The following is a 20,044-nucleotide window of genomic DNA, read 5'->3' as shown; positions in this document are numbered from 1 at the left end:
ACTATCATATGTATTCCATTGAACTATTTAGATATTGATTCCTATTCTTTGTTATGGTTGATTATACTCTGTTTAATTCCAGACTCTTTCAATGCTTCAGACAGTGTCTTTGCAAATTCTAAAGCTTCCCTCCCGTCCCCGTGAATACAAACGGTATCTGCCTGGATGAATACATCGGTACCCTGGAGGGAACGAACCCTTCCTTCCTTAACAAGTGTAATGACTTGTTTCACAGATACAGTGGAATCTGTTATGAGTGCATTAGGATTGGTTCTGGGGGTCAAAGAGCCGTCCTCTTGGTATGTCCGGTCCGCAAATACTTCGTTAGCAGTACGGAGACCAATTTTTCTCCCTGCATCGATTAATTTGCTTCCAGCCAAACCGTAGAGAATCAATTCTGGATCAATTTTATAGATTGCTTCTGCAATGGCTTCTGCTAGTGCTGGATCCTTAGCAGCCATATTGTACAAGGCACCATGTGGTTTAACATGCTGCAGTTTTGCACCTTCCGCTTTCGCAAATCCATAGAGTGAACCAATTTGATAAATCATTATGTCATAGGCTTCCAGTGGTGATATCTTCATTTCTCTTCGGCCGAATCCAACAAGATCCTGAAAGCCGGGGTGTACTCCAATTCCGACACCTTTACTAAGTGCCAGCTGGACCGTCCTTCGCATGGTTGCTGGATCACCTGCATGGAAGCCACAAGCAATGTTAGCTGATGTAATGTAATCAAGAATTTCTTCATCAGACCCAATTTCATAGATGCCAAAACTTTCTCCCATATCACAATTTAAGTCAACCGTGTACATGCTGCCTGCCTCCTGCCAAATAATAAATCCCGTGTTTTAGCTGTTTTATTTTTTTTTCTCTTTCTATCAAAAGAAGCTGTGCCTCTTCAAGAGAAATATTCGTGAAGAATATCGTATCCAACGGTCTAGCCTGGGCTAGGAAGGACAAATCGACAGAAGCAATTTCTCCTATCTTTGGATATCCGCCGGTCGTTTGCCGATCAGCCATAAGGATAATCGGGTTCCCATCTGCAGGTACTTGAATCGTACCAAATGTCACAGCTTCAGATAATATTTCCAACGGTTTCTCTAAATGAAGCTGTGGTCCCAATAGCCGGTAACCCATCCGGTCAGACTGCTGTGTTAATTGGAAGGGCTTCGTCCACAACCATTCTTGACTTTCTTTAGTAAAAAGATGGGTATGCCGTCCATTTAGAACACGGATAACAGGCTTCTTCACCAATTGAGGGATAAGGTCTGAAGAAACAGACCAATTCATCTCAACAAATGGACAATCACGCTCCCTATTATGCAAGTCCTTTATCATTTTAGAGGATTGGGCTGTTTTTTCTGCAAACGATAATTGATCTCCTGCTTTTAAGGCACGTCCATGAAAGCCTCCTACATTTGCTCGTATATATGTGGAGGTACTGTTCATAATGGTTGGGATGGAGAATCCTCCTGCCACTGCCAAATAAGCTCGGCATCCGCTATGAGCTCGGCCAAATTTAAGTTGTGCTCCTTTTCTTACAAGAACGGGACGCCACATGCGGACAGGCTGGTCTTGTATGGTAGGCGACAAATCACCTCCAGTGATAGCAATCAACGTATCCTGATGAAACTGAATGCTTGATCCAATTAAAGTCATCTCGATTGTTGGTTTATTTTCGTCATTTCCAACTAAGAGATTTGCCAGTCGATGGGAAAGAGAATCCATCGCCCCGCTAGTAATGACACCGTATTTTTGATAGCCAAACCGTCCAAGATCCTGAATCGTAGAAAGAAGGCCAGGTTTAGTGATTGTTATCATGCTTTTCTCTTGCCTCTCTTTCTTTGAACTCCATGGTGGAAATGCTGATAAATTTAATTCTATCACCGGCTTTTAGTAGTGTAGGAGGGTCTTGCTCAGGACGAAATAAGAAAATGGGTGTACGTCCAATAATTTGCCATCCTCCAGGTGTTTCAAGTGGGTATATGCCGGTTTGGTTACCAGCGATTCCGACAGAGCGTTCAGGTATTTGTAATCTTGGTGTTTTTCTTCTGGGTGCAGCAATTCTTTCAGACATTCCGCCCAAGTATGGAAATCCAGGCGCAAATCCAATCATATAGACCATATAATCACCAGAGGTATGGATTCTGATAACATCTTCAGGTGAAATATGATTTAATTTCGCTACATAATCTAGGTCTGGTCCATATTCTCCACCATAGCAAACAGGGATTTCTATGATTCTTGATTCAAATCTTTGATCTAGTACAATACTGGATAGTAGATTGTTTAGCTGTTCACAGGCATAATGATAGGGGAGGACTCTACCTTTCGTGAGCTGTTCAATTTTCATGGCATGATAATAAATGGTGACAGTTGTATACGAAGGAATGAATTCGATGATCCATTCAACAGGATAATCTTGAAGGTGCGAAGAAATAAACTGAACTTTATGCTGTGTAATATAAGAGATATCTTTTCCGAGTTCAATAACAATACCTTGATCCCCTAGTGGAAATAATTTGTAATCCATAGTACCTCCAGTATAGTAAGTAAAGATAGTTAGTTTGATTCTTAAAATTCAGAGATTCAAATGGGAATATAAACAAAATGAGTGTGAATAGTTATATTATACTGAAAATTATTTTGTATTAAAAGGTAACAATAAAGTTGAATCATTAAATAAAATATATATATTACTAGTGGAAAAAATGCTAGAATTTTAAAATAAATTATTCGAAATATTCATTCTATAGTTCATCCTTTTGAACTCAAGAGAATAGAAGGTTAAAATAAGAATATTAACAATGGGGAGAAAGATAAATGAAAAAACGAGTTGTAATTACAGGTATTGGAGCTGTTACTCCAGTAGGAAAGAATGCTGAAGCATCATGGGAAAATATTAAAAAGGGCAGGTCAGGTATTGCCCCTGCGGTCCGAATTGATGTAGAAAAAATAGATGTAAAACTGGCTGGAGAAGTTACAGATTTTGTGCCTGAAGATTTTATGGATCGAAAAGAAGTAAGAAGAATGGGGCGCTTTAGTCAATTTGCTGTAGCGGCAAGTAAAATGGCTGCTGCGGATGCAGGTCTTCAAATTGGTGAAAATGCGGACCCGGAACGGGTGGGTGTCTGGATTGGGTCAGGTATTGGCGGTCTAGGTGAATTTGAGGAACAATACCGCAAGTTTTTAGATAAAGGACAAAGAAGGGTAAATCCGTTTACGATTCCAATGTTCATACCAGATATGGCAGCAGGGAGAGTATCGATTGAATTAGGAGCGAAAGGTATTAATAATTGCTCTGTCACAGCCTGTGCCTCAGGGTCAAATTCGATTGGTGACGCATTTCGAGAAATACAAAAAGGAAGTGTGGATATTGTAATTGCCGGTGGCACGGAGGCTTCTATTACGGAAATGACGTTAGCCGGTTTTTCGAATATGACTGCTCTTTCAACGAATCCTGATCCGGATACAGCATGCCGTCCATTTGATAAAAATCGAGATGGCTTTGTGATTGCTGAGGGTGCGGGCATTGTTATCTTAGAGGAATTAGAGCATGCATTAGCACGCGGAGCAAAAATTTACGGCGAGCTAATCGGCTATGGTGCCACAGGGGATGCTTATCATATCACATCGCCAGCACCGGACGGAGAAGGTGCTGCACGGGCAATGAAATTAGCATTAAGTGATGCAGAAATTCTACCAGAGCAAGTTGATTACATAAATGCTCATGGAACGTCGACTCCGTTGAATGACTTGTATGAAACAAAAGCCATCAAATCCGTTTTTAAAGAGCATGCCTACCAGCTGTCAGTCAGCTCTACAAAATCGATGACAGGACATATGCTTGGGGCAGCAGGTGCTGTCGAAGCGATTTTTTCACTGTTAACAATAAGAGACGGAGTTTTGCCTCCTACTATTCATTATGAAACAAAGGATGAAGAGCTTGATTTAGATTATGTCCCGAATCAAGCAAAGGAGAAGAATGTTCAAATAGTATTGTCCAACTCTTTAGGATTCGGTGGTCATAATGCTTCGCTGGTATTTAGGAGATATACAGAATAGGTTGCCTTCATTAAAAAAGCGTCTCATGCATCTTACTGTTTCATAAATATTGACACGTGAAAATGAATATGTTATTTAATTTATATCGCAATTAGCACTCTATTTGTTAGAGTGCTAATTGATATGTTCATTCTAATTATAAAAAGCCTGCTGCGTAACTAGTGGTTACGTAGTATTAGCAATGAAAGGAGAGGTTTTATTATGGAGAAGAAACAATTCCAAGCGGAATCAAAAAGGCTGCTAGACTTGATGATTAATTCCATTTATACTCACCGGGAGGTTTTTTTAAGAGAGTTAATTTCAAATGCGAGTGATGCAATTGACAAGATCTACTACAAGGCATTGACAGATGACTCTTTACGTTTTGATCAGGATAACTACTACATAAAAGTAGAAGCAGATAAAGAAAACAAAACCCTGAAGATTATTGATACAGGTATCGGTATGACGAAGGAAGAGCTTGAAAATAACCTTGGCGTTATAGCAAAAAGCGGCTCTTTAGCGTTTAAAAGCGAAAATGAGTTGAAAGATGGGTATGACATTATCGGTCAATTTGGTGTTGGGTTCTATGCAGCATTTATGGTTGCCGACGTTGTAACAGTTATTAGTAAGGCGTTAGAAAGTGCAGAGGCATACAAGTGGGAATCTGAGGGAGCTGACGGCTATACAATCGTGCCGTGGGAAAAGGATTCGGTTGGTACGGAAATCACTTTGAAAATAAAAGAGAATACTGAGGAAGACCAATTTGAGGAATTCTTAGAAGAATATCGTTTAAAAGAGATTATTAAGAAATACTCTGATTTTATTCGCTATCCGATCAAAATGGATGTAACGGTTCGAAAGCCAAAGGAAGATAACGAAAATGAATATGTAGATTATAAAGAAGAGCAAATTATTAATAGTATGGTTCCAATTTGGAAAAAAAGTAAAAATGATTTAACCGATGAGGATTATGAAAAATTTTATCATGAAAAACGGTACGGCTTTGACAAACCGTTGAAGACAATCCATACAAGTGTTGATGGTGCGGTACGATATAACGCGATTCTTTTCATCCCTGAAAATATTCCATTTGATTACTATTCGAAGGAATATGAAAAAGGGCTTGAGCTTTATTCCAATGGCGTACTGATTATGAATAAATGTGCTGATTTGCTTCCAGACTATTTTAGCTTTGTCAAAGGGATGGTCGATTCGGAAGATTTGTCATTAAATATTTCAAGGGAAATGCTGCAGCATGACCGTCAGTTAAAAAGAATTGAGAAAAATATCAACAAGAAGATTAAAGGCGAGCTCTTAAGTTTATTGAAAAATAATCGAGAGAAATACGAGAAGTTCTTCCATTCCTTCGGCAGACAACTGAAATACGGAGTATACAGTGATTTTGGAACTCATAAAGAAGTATTGCAGGATTTATTGATGTTCTACTCTTCAAAAGAGAAAAAGCTGGTAACTCTAGATGAATATGTATCGAGAATGCCTGAAGATCAAAAATATATTTATTATGCATCAGGTGAATCAAATGAACGGATTGAAAAGCTGCCACAAACCGAAATGGTTGCAGATAAAGGCTTTGAAATTCTGTATTTTACAGATGAAATTGATGAGTTTGCTATCAGAATGCTGATGACCTTTAAGGAGAAAGAATTCAAATCTGTTTCAAGCGGTGATTTGGGATTTGAAGAGGATCAAGCAAATTCAGATGAGGCAACGAACGAGAATAAGGATTTATTTGAAAAAATGAAGGACATCTTAGCAGGCAAAGTGAAAGATGTTCGGATTTCTAAGAGATTAAAGTCACATCCAGTCTGCCTAGCTACTGAGGGTGAAATTTCAATTGAAATGGAAAAGGTTCTAAATGCAATGCCTGACAGCCAAGGGATTAAAGCGGATAAAGTGTTAGAAATTAATGCGAATCACGAAGTATTCGATTCCTTAAAAGCAGCATTTGAAAAGGATCAAGAGAAGCTGGCTTTATATACAAGCCTCCTCTACAATCAGGCCTTATTAATTGAAGGCTTACCAATCCAGGATCCAGTTGAGTTTACTAACGATATTTGTAAAGTGATGGTATAAGGATAAAAGAGAAGCGGCCCCGCGCATTTACTAATGTTCGGGGCTGCTTTTATGTATAAATGATAACTGGAAAATTTTAAAAATATTTTACAAACTATTAATAATATTTGGTGGATACATAGTAAACTAAAAATAGGATTTCAAAGGTTGTATTAGTAGGACAAGGTAGTACATGTTTCATAAAGTGAGCCTGGGAGGAATCGGTTATGGGTAAAATGACAGCACCTGAACGTGGTTGGGCTTTTTATGATTGGGCAAACTCGGCATACACGCTCGTTGTCGTCACAGCCATATTTCCACTTTATTTCAAAGCGTCGGCAACACAAGCGGGAATCGAGGCTGCGACATCAACAGCTTATTGGGGGTATGCGAATTCGTTTGCCACATTAGTAATCTCTATTTTAGCGCCAATTTTAGGTACCATTGCAGATTTCAAAGGCTACAAAAAACGCTTCTTTATTATCTTTTCAGCCTTAGGGATACTATTTACACTGCTTCTAGCTATTGTTCCAAGTGATCAGTGGATGCTGTTATTGGCTTGTTTTGTCGTCACATCGTTAGGATTCTCTGGTGCAAATGTCTTCTATGATGCTTTTCTTGTAGATGTGACAACAGAGGAAAGAATGGACCGTATTTCTGCAAATGGCTTTGCGCTTGGATATGTCGGCAGTACCATCCCTTTTATTGTTTCCATCGGAATTATACTCTTATCCCAACAAGGAATGATTCCGTTATCAGTTACCGTAGCCAGTCAAATTGCGATTGTCATAACTGCTTTATGGTGGGGGATTTTTACCATCCCGATGTTAAAAAATGTGGAGCAAAAATATTATTCGGAACGTGTGCCAAATCCAGTTTTAACAAGCTTTAAAAAGCTGTTTTCAACACTGAAAAATATTAAATTATACCGCCCATTATTCTTATTTTTACTCTCTTATTTCTTTTATATTGATGGTGTTCATACGGTCATAAATATGTCTACAGCATTTGGGTCAGACCTTGGTATTACGTCCACAACATTATTAATTATTTTGTTTGTCACCCAAATTGTCGCGGCGCCTTTTACCGTCTTGTTCGGAAAGCTAGGAGGGAAATTCAGTGAAAAGACAATGATTATGGTGGGAATCATTGTGTATATTTTTATCTGCTTTTATGCCTATTTTTTAGACTCAGCACTTGATTTCTGGATGCTAGCCATGCTTGTTGCCACATCACAGGGTGGAATTCAGGCTATGAGCCGTTCTTATTTTGCTAAGCTTGTCCCAAAGGAATCATCAAATGAATTCTTTGGTTTTTACAGTATCTTTGGCAAGTTTGCTGCCATTATAGGACCTGTGTTAGTCGGTTTGGCTGCTCAATTAACGGGAAGTACAAACAGTGGTGTCTTTAGTCTTGTTATTTTATTCATCATTGGTGGTATTCTGTTACTTCGAGTACCAAGGTCAGAAGTGATTGTTACCATCCAATCCGTGAATCGTGATCTAGATTAAGACTATTTCTTAATCAATAAAAGAAGCCTGTCCCAGGGTGCTTGTGAAAGCAGCACAGGGGCAGGCTTTTCGTCGCTTTTAGCTTGGAAATAAATCAGAAGATAAGTATCTTTCTCCTGTATCAGGAGCTAAGCAGAGGACCCTTGCTGAAGGGGGCAGTTTCTTCGCTACTTGGACAGCGAAATGAGCAGAAGCTGCTCCTGATGCTCCTACAAAGATGCCTTCTTCAGCCGCAAGACGGCGTGCCATTACTTGGGCATCCTCGTCTTCAATCAAAAGGACTTCGTCGTAAATGTCACGATTTAATATGGAAGGGATAAACCCTGGGCCGGTACCAGGAATTTTATGGGGGCCAGGCTTTCCTCCTGAAAGTACCGGTGAACCTGATGGTTCCACTACATATATTTTTAGGTCAGGGATACGTTTTTTTAACTCTTCTCCGGTACCTGTTACAGTACCGCCAGTTCCAGCTGTTAGAACTAGAGCATCCAATTTTCCGTCGAAGGCCTCCAAAATTTCTACAGCAGTTGTTTCACGATGTGCATCAGCATTGGCCTCGTTCTCAAATTGCATTGGTATAAAGCTGTCAGGAATATCCTCTGCTAATCGGTTTGCTTCTTCAATGGCACCCTGCATCCGTAAATTTGCCGGTGTTAAAATGACTTCCGCACCATACGCTTTCATGATTTTTACACGTTCAGGGGTAGCGTTGTCAGGCATGGTAATAATACAGCGGTATCCTTTCACTGCACTTACCATAGTAATTCCGATTCCAGTATTACCAGATGTCGGTTCAATAATTGTACTTTTGCCCGGAATTAGCTTTCCTTCGGCTTCAGCCTTTTCAATCATATTCAAGGCTGCGCGATCCTTGACACTGCCTCCGGGATTAAATGATTCCAACTTCATATATACATTAGCGCCGTTTGAATCAGGTACTTTATTTAATTGAACAATAGGTGTGTTTCCTATTAGATCAATGATGGATTTGTAAATCTTCATTAAGCCTCTTCCTTTCCTGTAATAAAGAATAGCATTAATTCATATTAGTCTACTAAGTTTAAAGTCATTTTATAATACGGACATAAAGAAAACAACCTCACGCCATTTTTATTATTAAAAAATAATAATTTAGACTTTTATAAATAAGTTTCATTCCACTGTCTTTGTGATAAAAAACTATTGACTTTCGCCACCACCATTATATAATTAACATAATTAATCCGATTAAAATAATGAGATTTATATAGAAGATATAAAAAAAGGGTGGGTGAGAAAAATGTTTCTTCATATACACAACGTTCAAAAGAGCTTTACGAACCGCGGAAAAACCGAACAGGTGTTAAAGGATATTAATTTGCATATTCAAGAAGGAGAGTTTGTTTCTCTCTTAGGCCCATCAGGATGCGGGAAATCAACCTTACTTTCCATTGTGGCCGGCCTGACGAATCCAAGTGATGGAAGCGTCCTTTTAGATGACCAAAGAATAACAAAGCCTGGTAAAGATAGAGGCATGGTTTTTCAGCAGGCAGCACTTTTCCCTTGGCTATCAGTTGAAGAGAATGTGATGTTCCCATTGAAAAAGGAAATGAAAAAGAAAGAGGCACGTGAAATTGCCCAAAAATATTTAAAGCTTGTTCAATTAAGCCCGTACGCTAAGCACAATCCGCATGAATTATCTGGTGGAATGCAGCAAAGGGTTGCCATCGCAAGAGCATTGGCTATGAATCCTCGAGTTCTTTTAATGGATGAACCATTTGGTGCTTTAGATGAGCAAACAAGAATGAGATTACATGATGAACTTGAGAGTATTTGGTTAGAAACGAAAAAGACGATTTTGTTTGTCACGCACAGTATTCAAGAAGCTGTGAAACTATCAGATCGGATTATTGTCATGGGAACACACCCAGGTACGGTCTTAAAGGATATCAAAGTTGATATTGAAAGGCCTCGTGAAAAGCATCTCCAGGAAATGGCTCAGTATGAACAAACGATTATGGAGCTGCTGAAAACAGAAATAGATAAAGTAGCGGAAGAGGAAATGAAATATGCGTCTAGCTATTAAACGAATTGTATTTTTTGCCGCATTATTTGGTATTTGGGAACTCATAGTCAAAGTATTTGATGTTCCTAAAGTAATGATGCCAGCACCGACAGATGTAGTACTGAGCCTACAGGAAAGTTTGGCAGATGGATCATTAATCCAGGATTTAGGGGCTAGCTTTACCCGACTCTTAATCGGGCTGTTTATTGCCCTTGTCATCGGGGTGTTGCTTGGAATTCTTTTGGCCAAGTCAAAAACGGCAGATGAAACACTTGGTGCATTAATATTATCACTTCAAAGTATTCCAAGTATTGTCTGGCTGCCGCTAGCAATTATGTGGTTTGGTTTGAATGAAAAATCGGTCATTTTTATTGTAGTATTAGGTGCTGCTATCGTTATGACAATTAATATGAGAACGGGTATCAAAAATGTTGCGCCGCTCTATATTAAAGCAGCTCAAACAATGGGTTCTGGCGGAATTGACTTATTTATTCGCGTCGTTATTCCGGCATCCGTACCATACGCAGTAACAGGTCTTCGTCTTGCCTGGGCATTTGCATGGCGTGCCTTAATGGCTGGGGAACTGTTAAGCACAGGTCCGGGACTTGGTTACACGCTGAAATATGCTTCAGACTTTGGGCGTATGGATATGGTGATGGCCATCATGGTCGTCATTGGCGTCATTGGTGTAACAGTAGATATACTTATTTTTCAACGGATTGAAAAACGCGTCATGATTAAATGGGGTCTTGAACAGGCTGCATAGAATAAGAGAGGGAATGAAATGATTATGAAGAAATGGATCTTAGCATTATTTTTAGTAATAGCTGCTGGAGCTCTAGCTGCATGCGGCGGCTCTAATGAAAGCTCAAAAGGTGAAACTGGAAAAGAGAAAGTAGTCATTGGCTATTTTCCAAATATTGATCATGTTCCTGCAATGGTAGCACGAGAAAAAAGCTTCTATGAGAAGGCGCTTGGTGAAAATGTAGAAATTGAATATAAAACATTTCCAGATGGCGGTACATTCATGACTGCATTAAAATCAGGTGATATCGATGCAGGTTTAGTTGGACCGGCTCCGGTTATGAACAACTTTTCTAATGGAGCGGATGTAAAGGTTCTTGCTGGTGCATCATCAGGCGGAACAGTTGTCGTAGCAAGTGCGAAGAGCGGTATTAATAGTTTAGAAGATATTGAAGGCAAAACATTTATTACACCTGGAATTGGATGTACACATGATGTTCAGTTTGAAACATTTTTAATGGATTTAGGAATGGATAAATTAGCGTCAGCACGTATCGGCGGATCTTTAAAGCATGTAACAGGAAACCCTGCACAATATCAAGGAATGTTTGAATCAGGACAGGTTGATTTAGCTGCTGTTCCTGAGCCTTGGGCATCAACGTTAATTGAAGCAGGTGCGAAGGAAATCGTCAGCACAGATGAAATTGCTTATGGTAAGACATTGCCAAATACTGTACTAGTAGCTAATGGCAAGCTTGTTAAGGAAAACAAAGAAATTGCTGAAGCTCTTGTAAAAGCACAGCAGGAAGCGGTAGACTTTATCAACAATAATAAAGAAGAGGCCCAAACAATTGCTATTAAGGCAATTAAAGATTTAACAAAACAGGAGCTTAATCCGGCACTTGTTGCAAAATCTATGGACCGTATCAATTACACGACTGAAATCGATGAGGAAGTTTTAAAGCAGTTCGCGCAATCTTCTTTTGAATTAGAATTTTTAAAAGAAGAACCTGAGTTAGCTGGATTAGTGGATACTTCATTTTTAAATTAGTTTACAGTAAAACACCACTCTATTAGAAAATAGGGTGGTGTTTTACTTTTTTTATTAAATTATTAGTAAGTGTTGGATATATGTTTGATAATTTTATAAAATATAAGAGAATAACACAAAAAAATGTATAACTTAGACGAAAGGATGTCTATTTGAAAAAGAATTTTCTTATATGAAGGGAGAAACAGTAATGAAAATTCATCCTGTATATGTGAATGGAGAATGGATTGAAGCGGAAGATTCATCTGTCTTAACGGTAGTTAATCCAGCAAATGGAGAGGTGATTGGAGCAGTACCGAATTGTGGTGCTAATGAAGCAAAGAGGGCGGTATCTGCAGCATATGAGGCCTTATCCTCTTGGTCTAAAAAAACAGCTGCTGAACGTGGAGAACTCCTGCAGCAATGGTACAGATTAATTGATCAAGAAAAAGAAGCAATAGGGGAAATCATGACACGTGAGCAAGGTAAGCCGCTCCAGGAAGCAATTGGTGAAGTATCCTATGCAAACAGCTTTATCTCATGGTATGCAGAGGAAGGAAAAAGAATCTATGGAGAAACAATCCCAGCTTCTCATGAAAACAAACGTCTCCTTGTGCTGAAACAGCCTGTAGGTGTGGTGGCAGCGATAACACCTTGGAACTTTCCGGCTGCCATGATAACAAGAAAAGTGGCCCCGGCATTGGCTGCAGGCTGTACTGCGGTAGTGAAACCTGCCGAATTGACACCGCTTACTGCACTTAAATTAGCACAATTAGCTGAACAAGCTGGCATTCCTAAAGGCGTGTTTAACGTTATTACAGGTGATGCTAAGGCAATCGGTGAAGCATGGCTGCAAGACGACCGAGTGAGAAAAATAACGTTTACCGGATCAACTGAAGTAGGTAAAACATTAATGCGCGGGGCTGCCGATACGGTAAAAAAAGTATCATTGGAATTAGGCGGACATGCCCCGTTAATTGTATTTGAAGATGCAAACATAGATAAAGCTGTTACGGAAGCCATTGCCTCTAAATATAGAAATGCAGGGCAAACCTGTGTGTGTGCAAACAGGATTTTTGTTCATGAATCGATTGCAGAGGTGTTCTCAGAGAAGTATGTAGAGGCAGTAAATGCGCTGAAGGTTGGAAATGGCCTCGAAGGCGGGACGCAAATTGGTCCGCTTATAGATGAACGGGCCATTAAAAAAATGGAAAGCCATATTGCAGATGGAATTCAAAAAGGCGGTAGAATTGTATCAGGTGGAAAGAAGCTTTCGTTAAACGGGGGATTTTTCTTTGAACCGACTGTTTTAGTAAATGCCTTTGATAACATGCTTTGTATGACTGAGGAAACATTTGGTCCACTCGCACCCATTGCGACTTTTACAAGTACGGAAGAAGTCATCCAAAGGGCAAATAATACACCTTACGGATTAGCTGCATATGTATTTACTGAAAGTCTTACGAAGGCCATTCAAGTCTCCGAAAAACTAGAATATGGGATTGTCGGGTTAAATGATGGTGTGCCATCTGTGGCACAAGCCCCATTTGGCGGTTATAAACAAAGCGGGCTTGGGCGTGAGGGGGGTCATCACGGAATCGAAGAGTTTCTTGAAACGAAGTACATTTCAATCTCATTAAATTAATAGTAAAACGGTCATCCTGGTGATTCACGATGACCGTTTTTTTTAAAATTATGACGGATTTATAGAAAAAGAGAAGAAATATCACAATGATTTTATATATTTAGAATTAATAATCATCAATTAATGATAGAGTAAGATGTACGTTTGGACCAGAAAACTATATTTATCAAGGTTTCTCAATTGAAAATTAAATAGATTTGACAAAAAAATGAATGTGAATTGATGAACAATATTTGAAATCTCTGGAAGGTAAATTGTAAATGTTTCCATCTGAGAGTATGATAGCTTCGTAAGGTACTTTACAGAATATTACATAATACAATTTTGGGAGGATTTAGAATGTCAACTAAAAGAAAACTCTCCATAATTACTGCTTTAACATTAAGTGCAAGCTTATTAGCTGCATGTGGTACAGACGAAACGAAAGCTCCCGTAGAGAAACAAGCAACAGCATCTGAAACCAAGGAAGCAGCTGCAAAAGTACCTACTGTTGTTTATCAGGGATTAGGTACAGCACAAAACTTCCGTGAAGGTCCTGGTAAGGATGCACAGGATGTACCAGTATACAGTTTCAACTATATCACTGCAGATGCCCTTTTTGATGCAGACGGAAGAATCCTTAACCTTTATGTAGATGCATTAGAAGTAAGTACACCGAACTATGATGGTGAAACCATGCCGCACTTCTCCGGCTGGCCGTCTAAGGAAGGGTATAATATAACCGATCATGCTACAGGCCAGGTTTCAGGCGTTTCTGAAAATACAGTAGAATCGGCAAAAGCGGAAATTGACGGATGGCAGACAAAACGTGACCGCGGTGATTCATATGGCATGAACATGATGATGGATTGGCATAAGCAAATGGATTTCTATCAAGACTTCTTTAAAGGCAAAACCATTGCTGAAATCGAGGAATGGAATGCAAAATACACTTCTGATGTAAATGGAAGACCACTTACTGAAAAGTCAGACAAGCCTGAGGACATTGAAAAGTATGGCAAGCTAACAGATGCAGAAAAGGCGGAATTGGCTGATGTAACAACTGGAGCAACGTTCAGTTTATCTGATGCCCATGGAAATATTATTGCTGCCATTAAGGATGCCTACGAAAAACGTGTAGAAGTAGATCTTACTGGTAAAAAACAAGAAGAAAAAAAGGCTGATAAAGGTTCAAAGAAAGTAGTTGCAGCAGACCTTAAAGACGGCACCTATAAAGTAGAATATGAAAGCTTTGATGCCCATGGATATAAACCAACAATGGAAGTAAAAGTTGAAGGCGGCAAAATTACTGCTATCACTTATGATGAAATAAAAGAGGACGGCTCTAAGAAATCTGAAGACAAAGAATATGGATCCCATATGGAAATTGCCCCAGCAGATGCTTACGCAAAGTTAACAGAGAGTGCTATTGCTAAGCAAGGAACTGCTGATGCTGTTTCTGGTGCTTCAGCTTCAACTGCATCTTATAACGCATTATTAACTTACTTCTTAGAAGAAATGGGTCCAAATGGCACAACTTCTGGTAAAATTAAATAAATTATACATTAGGTAATCGCTTAAGCGGTTACCTAATTTTTTTATAACCATTCTATTCCTTTAATGATTATTTCTCGCTATACGACTATACTTAAATAAGAAAATCAACAAAGCGGGAGAAAATTAATGAATGAACAATTCTATGACAAGCTGCTAAATATTCGTACTTGTGAAGAACAGAAGCGGTTTTATAAGTCTTTTCATTACCATCCATATGAGCCAACGCCCTATAGTGCACTGGAAACGTTATTTAACCAATATGAAGTAACAAGCAGCGATCAAATTGTTGATTTTGGCTGTGGAAAAGGGCGGTTAAATTTTTTTATTGAACATTTATTTCAAGCAACCGTAATAGGCATTGAAATGAACAATATTTTTTACGAGGAAGCACTAGTAAACCTTGAAGGCTATGTGAGAAAGAAAAAAAACAGTAGAGAGAGGATTCATTTTTATAATTGCTTAGCTGAGGAATATAAGATTGGTTCAAAAGATAATCGATTTTATTTTTTTAATCCCTTTTCAATCCAAATATTTCGCAAGGTGATTAATAATATTTTATGTTCGGTTGAACATGCACAGCGTAAAGTCAATCTGATTCTTTACTACCCATCTGAGGATTATATTTACTTTTTAGAAAAGGATACTTCGTTTGAGTTGAAGCAGGAGGTCAGACTTGGAGTTAAATATGAGCAAAATCCTTCTGAACGATTTTTAATTTATGAATTAAAATAACAAGCAAAAAGGATGTCCAAGGACACCCTTTTTTGCTTGTTATTAACCTATTACAGCGATAATTCCTTCTTCATCGTCCAATACAAGCTCAATTCCCGAATATGGGTCTCTGTTTAAAAATTCATCAAGCCACATTCTTAATGCCTCTATAATGTTGATTGTAACAAGAACCTGTTTTCTTTCATTTGCATATGCCTCTGCCGAAAAACCATAATCATCGTCATACATCAATTCGATTTCAACCTCTTCAGGCTTTATCTGTTTTTTACGAGCAATATAGACACATAAGGCATTCACAATATCTTGTTCAGATATGATTAGCCTCTCCATGGATTAGGATCCTCTTTTTTCTTGTTATTCTTGAAAAAGGTGAAAATTTTTCGTATGACAGCAATGATGACAACGATTGCTAAAATATTAATAAATAGACCAAGAATAGAGCCTAACATTCCCATGTTGGCGAATAGCCCACCGAATAATAACCCTGCAAGACCGCCAAGCATAAGGCCTTTCATTAAACCGCCGCTCTTTTTAGCTGGAGTTGCAGCGGATTTATTGGTTGTAGTATTATCACTCTTTTTCTTTTGGAAAAGGGAATTATTGTTTGTTGTACTATTGTTGTTGCTGTTAAAGCTTTTCTTTCCTGATTTGTACCCTTTCGCCTCTGCTGTGATGGTATGATCATGGAAAACTGCGTTCCCAATTGGCGAAAAAAGAAGAGCCGCCGTAAGTACTGCTGATAACAATTTCTTCATTTACTATAGTCCCTCCATATGTTTGTTAAAAATTATAAAAGCTAAGTAAAACGATGATACAGAGATCACGTTTACATCACCCTTATATGGTATAGTATTTACGTGTGAAAACCAAAAAAGATTCACTTTAATAGTAAAAATTATAGTTGTTAATATTTACCTGAATAAATAGAGAAACTCATTAACTAGTTCGTATAGTAGAATAAATGTATAATGATAGATATTAATTATTAAAAAGTGGTGAAGATTCATGACATCTTATATAAATCAGTCTGACGGCATTTTTCCATCCGTTTGTTCGTTGGATTGTCCTGATCAATGCGGATTACTTATTCATAAAAAGGACGGTAAAATTGTGAAGGTTGAGGGTGATCCCAATCACCCCGTAACGAAAGGGAATATTTGTAATAAGGTAAGAAATATGACAGCTCGTGTCCATGATAAAAATCGTTTAGCTTATCCAATGAAGCGGGTAGGAGAAAAGGGAGACGGAGTTTTTGAACGGATTAGCTGGGAGGAGGCTATTCAAACGATTACTTCTCAGTGGAAAAAGCTGATAAATTCTGATGGACCTGAAAGCATTCTCCCATATAGCTTCTATGGGAATATGGGTAATCTGACTGCAGAAGGAATGGATCGTCGTTTCTTCAATCGTTTGGGTGCAACACGCCTTGACAGAACCATCTGTTCCGTTGCAGGCGGTGTTGGATATCAATATACAATGGGCGGCAGCTTTGGTATTGATCCGGAGGACACGATTCATTCTAAGTTAATTATCTTCTGGGGAGTCAATGCAGTTAGTACAAATATGCATCAAATTTCATTGGCCCAGCAGGCTCGCAAGAAAAACGGTGCAAAAATTGTAGTTATTGATGTTCATAAAAATCAGACAGCTAAGTTTGCCGATTGGTTCATACCCATTATGCCGGGAACAGACAGTGCTCTTGCTTTAGGCATGATGCATATCTTATTTAAAGAAAATATGGTTGACAATGCATTCTTACAGCAATATACAGTAGGGTATGATGAACTCCGTGAGCATGTGATCCAATATGATCCTGAAACAGTCTCAAACATTACTGGAGTACCTGTTGAGGACATTTATACATTAGCTCGTATGTATGGAAAGACCTCACCTTCATATATTCGGATTGGAAATGGTCCGCAGCACCATGATAATGGCGGAATGTGTATCCGTACGATTTCATGTCTTCCTGCCCTGACAGGACAATGGGTGGTTAAAGGCGGCGGGGCAATTAAAGGGAATTCCGGATATTTAGAGTACAATGCCCATTACCTGCAGCGTCCCGAGCTATTACAAAATAAAAAGACAAGACGGGTAAATATGAATCAAATTGGTGAAGCGCTGTTCACATTAGATCCGCCAATTAAATCACTTTATATCTACAGCAGTAACCCTGCTGTTGTGGCACCTGACGGTAATAAAGTCAGAAAGGGTCTGCTTCGTGAGGATTTATTCGTGGTGGTACATGATCTATTTATGACGGAAACTGCTAAGTACGCGGATATCATCCTTCCTGCAACTTCGTCCTATGAAAATACTGATTTCTATGCATCCTATTGGCATCATTATATGCAGATTCAACAGCCGGTCATCGAGCCCCACGGAGAGTCGAAGTCAAATGTAGAGGTTTTTAAGCTCCTTGCAAAAGGTATGGGCTTTGAAGAACCTGCTTTTCAGGAGACAGAAGCAGAGATGATTGCAAAGTCACTAGATTATCCAAGAAATCCTTATTTAGAAGGAATAACCTATGAAAAATTAGTAGAAAAGCAATATGTGAAAGCAAATATGAAACCATTGTTTCCAGGCAGACTTAAAACGCCGAGTGGGAAAATTGAACTTTATTCTAAGAGAATGGAGAAGGACGGATATCCTCCGCTTCCTACCTATATACCGCTTAAGGACGATGGAGATTTACCGTTCTCATTTATTCCAGCACCGAACCATAACTTTTTAAATTCAACTTTTTCGAATAATGACAAACATCGTTCGCTTGAAAAAGAACCTCTTCTTCATATGAATGCAGTGGATGCCAGGGAACGAAGTATCCAAAATGGAGATGTGGTGAAGGTTTGGAATCAGCGTGGTGAGTGTGAGCTGAAGGTTAGTGTTGGAGAAAGTGTGCTTCCAGGTGTGGTAGCAACTCAAGGACTATGGCAGAATCTTGATGGGACAAAACAATTGGTGAATTCATTAACACCAGACCGCGTGTCAGATATGGGCGGCGGTGCTACCTTCTTTTCAGGCCGTGTAAATGTAGCAAAAAGATAGTAGGAAAAACGAACAGTGCATATGGTGCTGTTCGTTTTTTTGATATAATCGAAAAATACTTCTAATGATGAAGCAAAGATAATGGAGGATTACTGATGATTAAATTCGGAATAATTGGAACAAATTGGATAACTGATTCTTTTATTGAAGGAGCATTACATGCAGAAGATTTTGCTTTAACTGCTGTTTATTCCCGTACAGAGGAGAAGGCGGCGGCGTTTGCACAAAAATATGGAGTAGAAACAACGTTTACAGATTTAGAGGAAATGGCTAAAAGTGATGTGATTGATGCCGTGTATATTGCCAGTCCGAACTCCTTACATGCTGAGCAGGCCATGCTGCTGATGAAGCATAAGAAACATGTTTTATGCGAAAAACCACTTGCGTCGGATTCAGCGGAAGTAAAGGCAATGATCGAAACAGCAAAAGAAAATAATGTACTTCTGATGGAGGCTTTGAAAACCACCTTATTGCCAAACTTTAAGGTTATACAAGAGAACATACATAAAATTGGAGTTGTTCGACGCTTTGTGGCCAATTACTGCCAATATAGTTCTCGCTATGATGCCTATAAAGCAGGTACGGTACTTAATGCCTTTAATCCTACTTTTTCAAATGGATCGATTATGGATATTGGGATTTATTGTATCTATCCATTAGTGGTATTGTTTGGAAAACCAACAGCGATAAAAGCTAATGGCTATATTCTCGAGTCTGGTGTGGATGGAGAAGGCAGTATCGTTCTATCGTATCCAGAAATGGAAGCAGTCGTAATGTTTTCAAAAATAACGGATTCCTCTATGCCATCTGAAATTCAAGGAGAAGATGGAACTATTCTCATAGATAAAATAAATCCAATTGAAAAAGTTGAAATACATTATCGCAAAGGTGTGGTAGAGGATGTTTCATTACAACAAAAACATTCCATGTACTACGAGGTTGAAGAATTTATTAATCTGATCCAAGCAGGTAAATACGAATCTACAATCAACTCCTATGCAAATTCCATAGCTACAGCTGAAATCATAGAAGAAGCCAGAAAACAAATGGGCGTCGTATTCGGGTAGCAGGAAGCGGGGGGACGGTTCTTTTGCTTCCTTTCCCCAAAATTTTGTTCCTCGAATGCATTACATTGTAGTGAGAATGAGAAAAAGGTAATCAAGATGCTGTCTTGGAGCCCGAAAGGAAGCCGAGCCGGAGAAAAAGGTAATCAAGAAGCCGTCTTGGAGCCCGAAAGGAAGCTGAGCCGGAGAAAAAGGTAACCAAGAAGCCGTCTTGGAGCCCGAAAAGCAGCTGAGTCGAAGAAAAAGGGAACCAAGAAGCCGTCTTGGAGCCCGAAAAGAAACTGAGAATGAGAAAAAGGTAACCAAGAAGCTGTCTTGGAGCCCGAAAGGAAGCCGAGCCGGAGAAAAAGGTAACCAAGAAGCTGTCTTGGAGCCTGAAAAGAAGCTGAGCTGGAGAAAAAGGTAACCAAGAAGCCGTCTTGGAGCCCGAAAAGCAGCTGAGTCGAAGAAAAAGGGAACCAAGAAGCCGTCTTGGAGCCCGAAAAGCAGCTGATCCGGAGAAAAAGGGAACTAAGAAGCTGTCTTGGAGCCCGAAAGGAAACCGAGCCGAAGAAAAAGGTCACTAACAAT

At 39.1% G+C, this 20,044-nt stretch carries 19 protein-coding genes; 13 read left to right on the top strand and 6 right to left on the bottom strand.

The annotated features are described in order from the left end of the window. Positions 1 to 41: 41 nt before the first annotated feature. The 3 genes from ACHUFV_RS14330 to pxpB are packed head-to-tail and all read right to left on the bottom strand — an operon-like array spanning position 42 to position 2,533. The gene (locus tag ACHUFV_RS14330) at positions 42 to 812 is read right to left on the bottom strand and encodes a 5-oxoprolinase subunit PxpA (RefSeq protein WP_394235259.1); all 771 of its coding nucleotides are present in this window, start codon (positions 810 to 812) and stop codon (positions 42 to 44) included. Next, the gene (locus ACHUFV_RS14325; protein ID WP_394235257.1) at positions 799 to 1,821 is read right to left on the bottom strand and encodes a 5-oxoprolinase subunit C family protein; all 1,023 of its coding nucleotides are present in this window, start codon (positions 1,819 to 1,821) and stop codon (positions 799 to 801) included. The genes ACHUFV_RS14330 and ACHUFV_RS14325 overlap by 14 nt, the downstream gene beginning before the upstream one ends. After that, positions 1,805 to 2,533: a 5-oxoprolinase subunit PxpB gene (gene pxpB, locus ACHUFV_RS14320; protein WP_394235255.1), complete on the bottom strand. Its 729-nt coding sequence runs from the start codon at positions 2,531 to 2,533 to the stop codon at positions 1,805 to 1,807. The genes ACHUFV_RS14325 and pxpB overlap by 17 nt, the downstream gene beginning before the upstream one ends. A 290-nt stretch (positions 2,534 to 2,823) precedes the next feature. On the opposite strand from pxpB, the gene fabF reads away from it, so the two are divergent. The 3 genes from fabF (at position 2,824) to ACHUFV_RS14305 (ending at position 7,631) form a co-directional block, all read left to right on the top strand. Further along, a complete protein-coding gene (gene fabF / locus ACHUFV_RS14315) occupies positions 2,824 to 4,065 on the top strand; it encodes a beta-ketoacyl-ACP synthase II (RefSeq protein ID WP_394235253.1) in 1,242 nt (413 codons plus the stop codon). Positions 4,066 to 4,266: 201 nt separating this feature from the next. Beyond that, positions 4,267 to 6,141, top strand: a complete 1,875-nt coding sequence (gene htpG, locus ACHUFV_RS14310) for a molecular chaperone HtpG (protein WP_394235252.1) — start codon at positions 4,267 to 4,269, stop codon at positions 6,139 to 6,141. A gap of 206 nt (positions 6,142 to 6,347) precedes the next feature. Next, positions 6,348 to 7,631, top strand: coding sequence for an MFS transporter (locus tag ACHUFV_RS14305; protein WP_394235251.1), 1,284 nt, complete (start codon positions 6,348 to 6,350; stop codon positions 7,629 to 7,631). 78 nt (positions 7,632 to 7,709) lie between these two features. Here the strand turns inward: ACHUFV_RS14305 and cysK are convergent, their stop codons facing one another. Continuing rightward, entirely contained in the window at positions 7,710 to 8,633 is a 924-nt protein-coding gene (cysK, locus tag ACHUFV_RS14300; RefSeq protein WP_394235249.1) for a cysteine synthase A, read from the bottom strand. Positions 8,634 to 8,910: 277 nt separating this feature from the next. Here cysK and ACHUFV_RS14295 point away from each other — a divergent pair, with 277 nt between their 5' ends. From ACHUFV_RS14295 to ACHUFV_RS14270, 6 genes are all read left to right on the top strand, one after another. Beyond that, positions 8,911 to 9,696, top strand: coding sequence for an ABC transporter ATP-binding protein (locus ACHUFV_RS14295; RefSeq protein WP_394235247.1), 786 nt, complete (start codon positions 8,911 to 8,913; stop codon positions 9,694 to 9,696). Beyond that, the gene (locus ACHUFV_RS14290) at positions 9,680 to 10,441 is read left to right on the top strand and encodes an ABC transporter permease (protein WP_394235245.1); all 762 of its coding nucleotides are present in this window, start codon (positions 9,680 to 9,682) and stop codon (positions 10,439 to 10,441) included. Before ACHUFV_RS14295 ends, ACHUFV_RS14290 begins: the two co-directional genes overlap by 17 nt. A gap of 24 nt (positions 10,442 to 10,465) precedes the next feature. Beyond that, positions 10,466 to 11,470 carry an ABC transporter substrate-binding protein gene (locus ACHUFV_RS14285; protein WP_394235243.1) on the top strand — a complete coding sequence of 335 codons (1,005 nt, stop codon included), beginning with the start codon at positions 10,466 to 10,468 and terminating at the stop codon, positions 11,468 to 11,470. A gap of 190 nt (positions 11,471 to 11,660) precedes the next feature. Further along, a complete protein-coding gene (locus tag ACHUFV_RS14280; RefSeq protein WP_394235241.1) occupies positions 11,661 to 13,094 on the top strand; it encodes an NAD-dependent succinate-semialdehyde dehydrogenase in 1,434 nt (477 codons plus the stop codon). 339 nt (positions 13,095 to 13,433) lie between these two features. Then, positions 13,434 to 14,630: a hypothetical protein gene (locus ACHUFV_RS14275; protein ID WP_394235239.1), complete on the top strand. Its 1,197-nt coding sequence runs from the start codon at positions 13,434 to 13,436 to the stop codon at positions 14,628 to 14,630. 126 nt (positions 14,631 to 14,756) lie between these two features. After that, entirely contained in the window at positions 14,757 to 15,362 is a 606-nt protein-coding gene (locus ACHUFV_RS14270) for an SAM-dependent methyltransferase (RefSeq protein WP_394235237.1), read from the top strand. 42 nt (positions 15,363 to 15,404) lie between these two features. Here ACHUFV_RS14270 and ACHUFV_RS14265 read toward each other — a convergent pair whose 3' ends face one another. Together ACHUFV_RS14265 and ACHUFV_RS14260 are read right to left on the bottom strand one after the other, a co-directional pair. Further along, positions 15,405 to 15,692, bottom strand: a complete 288-nt coding sequence (locus tag ACHUFV_RS14265; RefSeq protein ID WP_394235235.1) for a YxcD family protein — start codon at positions 15,690 to 15,692, stop codon at positions 15,405 to 15,407. Next, positions 15,680 to 16,117 carry a hypothetical protein gene (locus ACHUFV_RS14260; RefSeq protein ID WP_394235233.1) on the bottom strand — a complete coding sequence of 146 codons (438 nt, stop codon included), beginning with the start codon at positions 16,115 to 16,117 and terminating at the stop codon, positions 15,680 to 15,682. Before ACHUFV_RS14260 ends, ACHUFV_RS14265 begins: the two co-directional genes overlap by 13 nt. Before the next feature lie 250 nt (positions 16,118 to 16,367). Here ACHUFV_RS14260 and ACHUFV_RS14255 point away from each other — a divergent pair, with 250 nt between their 5' ends. From ACHUFV_RS14255 to ACHUFV_RS14240, 4 genes are all read left to right on the top strand, one after another. Further along, complete coding sequence (locus ACHUFV_RS14255) at positions 16,368 to 18,410, top strand: molybdopterin oxidoreductase family protein (RefSeq protein ID WP_394235231.1); 2,043 nt, start codon at positions 16,368 to 16,370, stop codon at positions 18,408 to 18,410. Positions 18,411 to 18,505: 95 nt separating this feature from the next. Continuing rightward, entirely contained in the window at positions 18,506 to 19,477 is a 972-nt protein-coding gene (locus ACHUFV_RS14250) for a Gfo/Idh/MocA family protein (protein WP_394235229.1), read from the top strand. A gap of 208 nt (positions 19,478 to 19,685) precedes the next feature. Beyond that, entirely contained in the window at positions 19,686 to 19,880 is a 195-nt protein-coding gene (locus tag ACHUFV_RS14245) for a hypothetical protein (RefSeq protein ID WP_394235227.1), read from the top strand. A 13-nt stretch (positions 19,881 to 19,893) separates the two neighbouring features. Next, on the top strand, positions 19,894 to 20,040 hold the full coding sequence (locus ACHUFV_RS14240; RefSeq protein WP_394235226.1) for a hypothetical protein: 147 nt from the start codon (positions 19,894 to 19,896) through the stop codon (positions 20,038 to 20,040). The last annotated feature ends 4 nt before the right edge of the window (positions 20,041 to 20,044 follow it).

The sequence above is a fragment of the Niallia oryzisoli genome, assembly GCF_043641075.1.
GTDB classification, from domain to species: Bacteria; Bacillota; Bacilli; order Bacillales; family Cytobacillaceae; genus Bacillus_BD; species Bacillus_BD oryzisoli_A.
The sequence above is the reverse complement of the archived record's forward strand: the minus strand, read 5'-3'. Positions and strand labels throughout refer to the sequence as shown.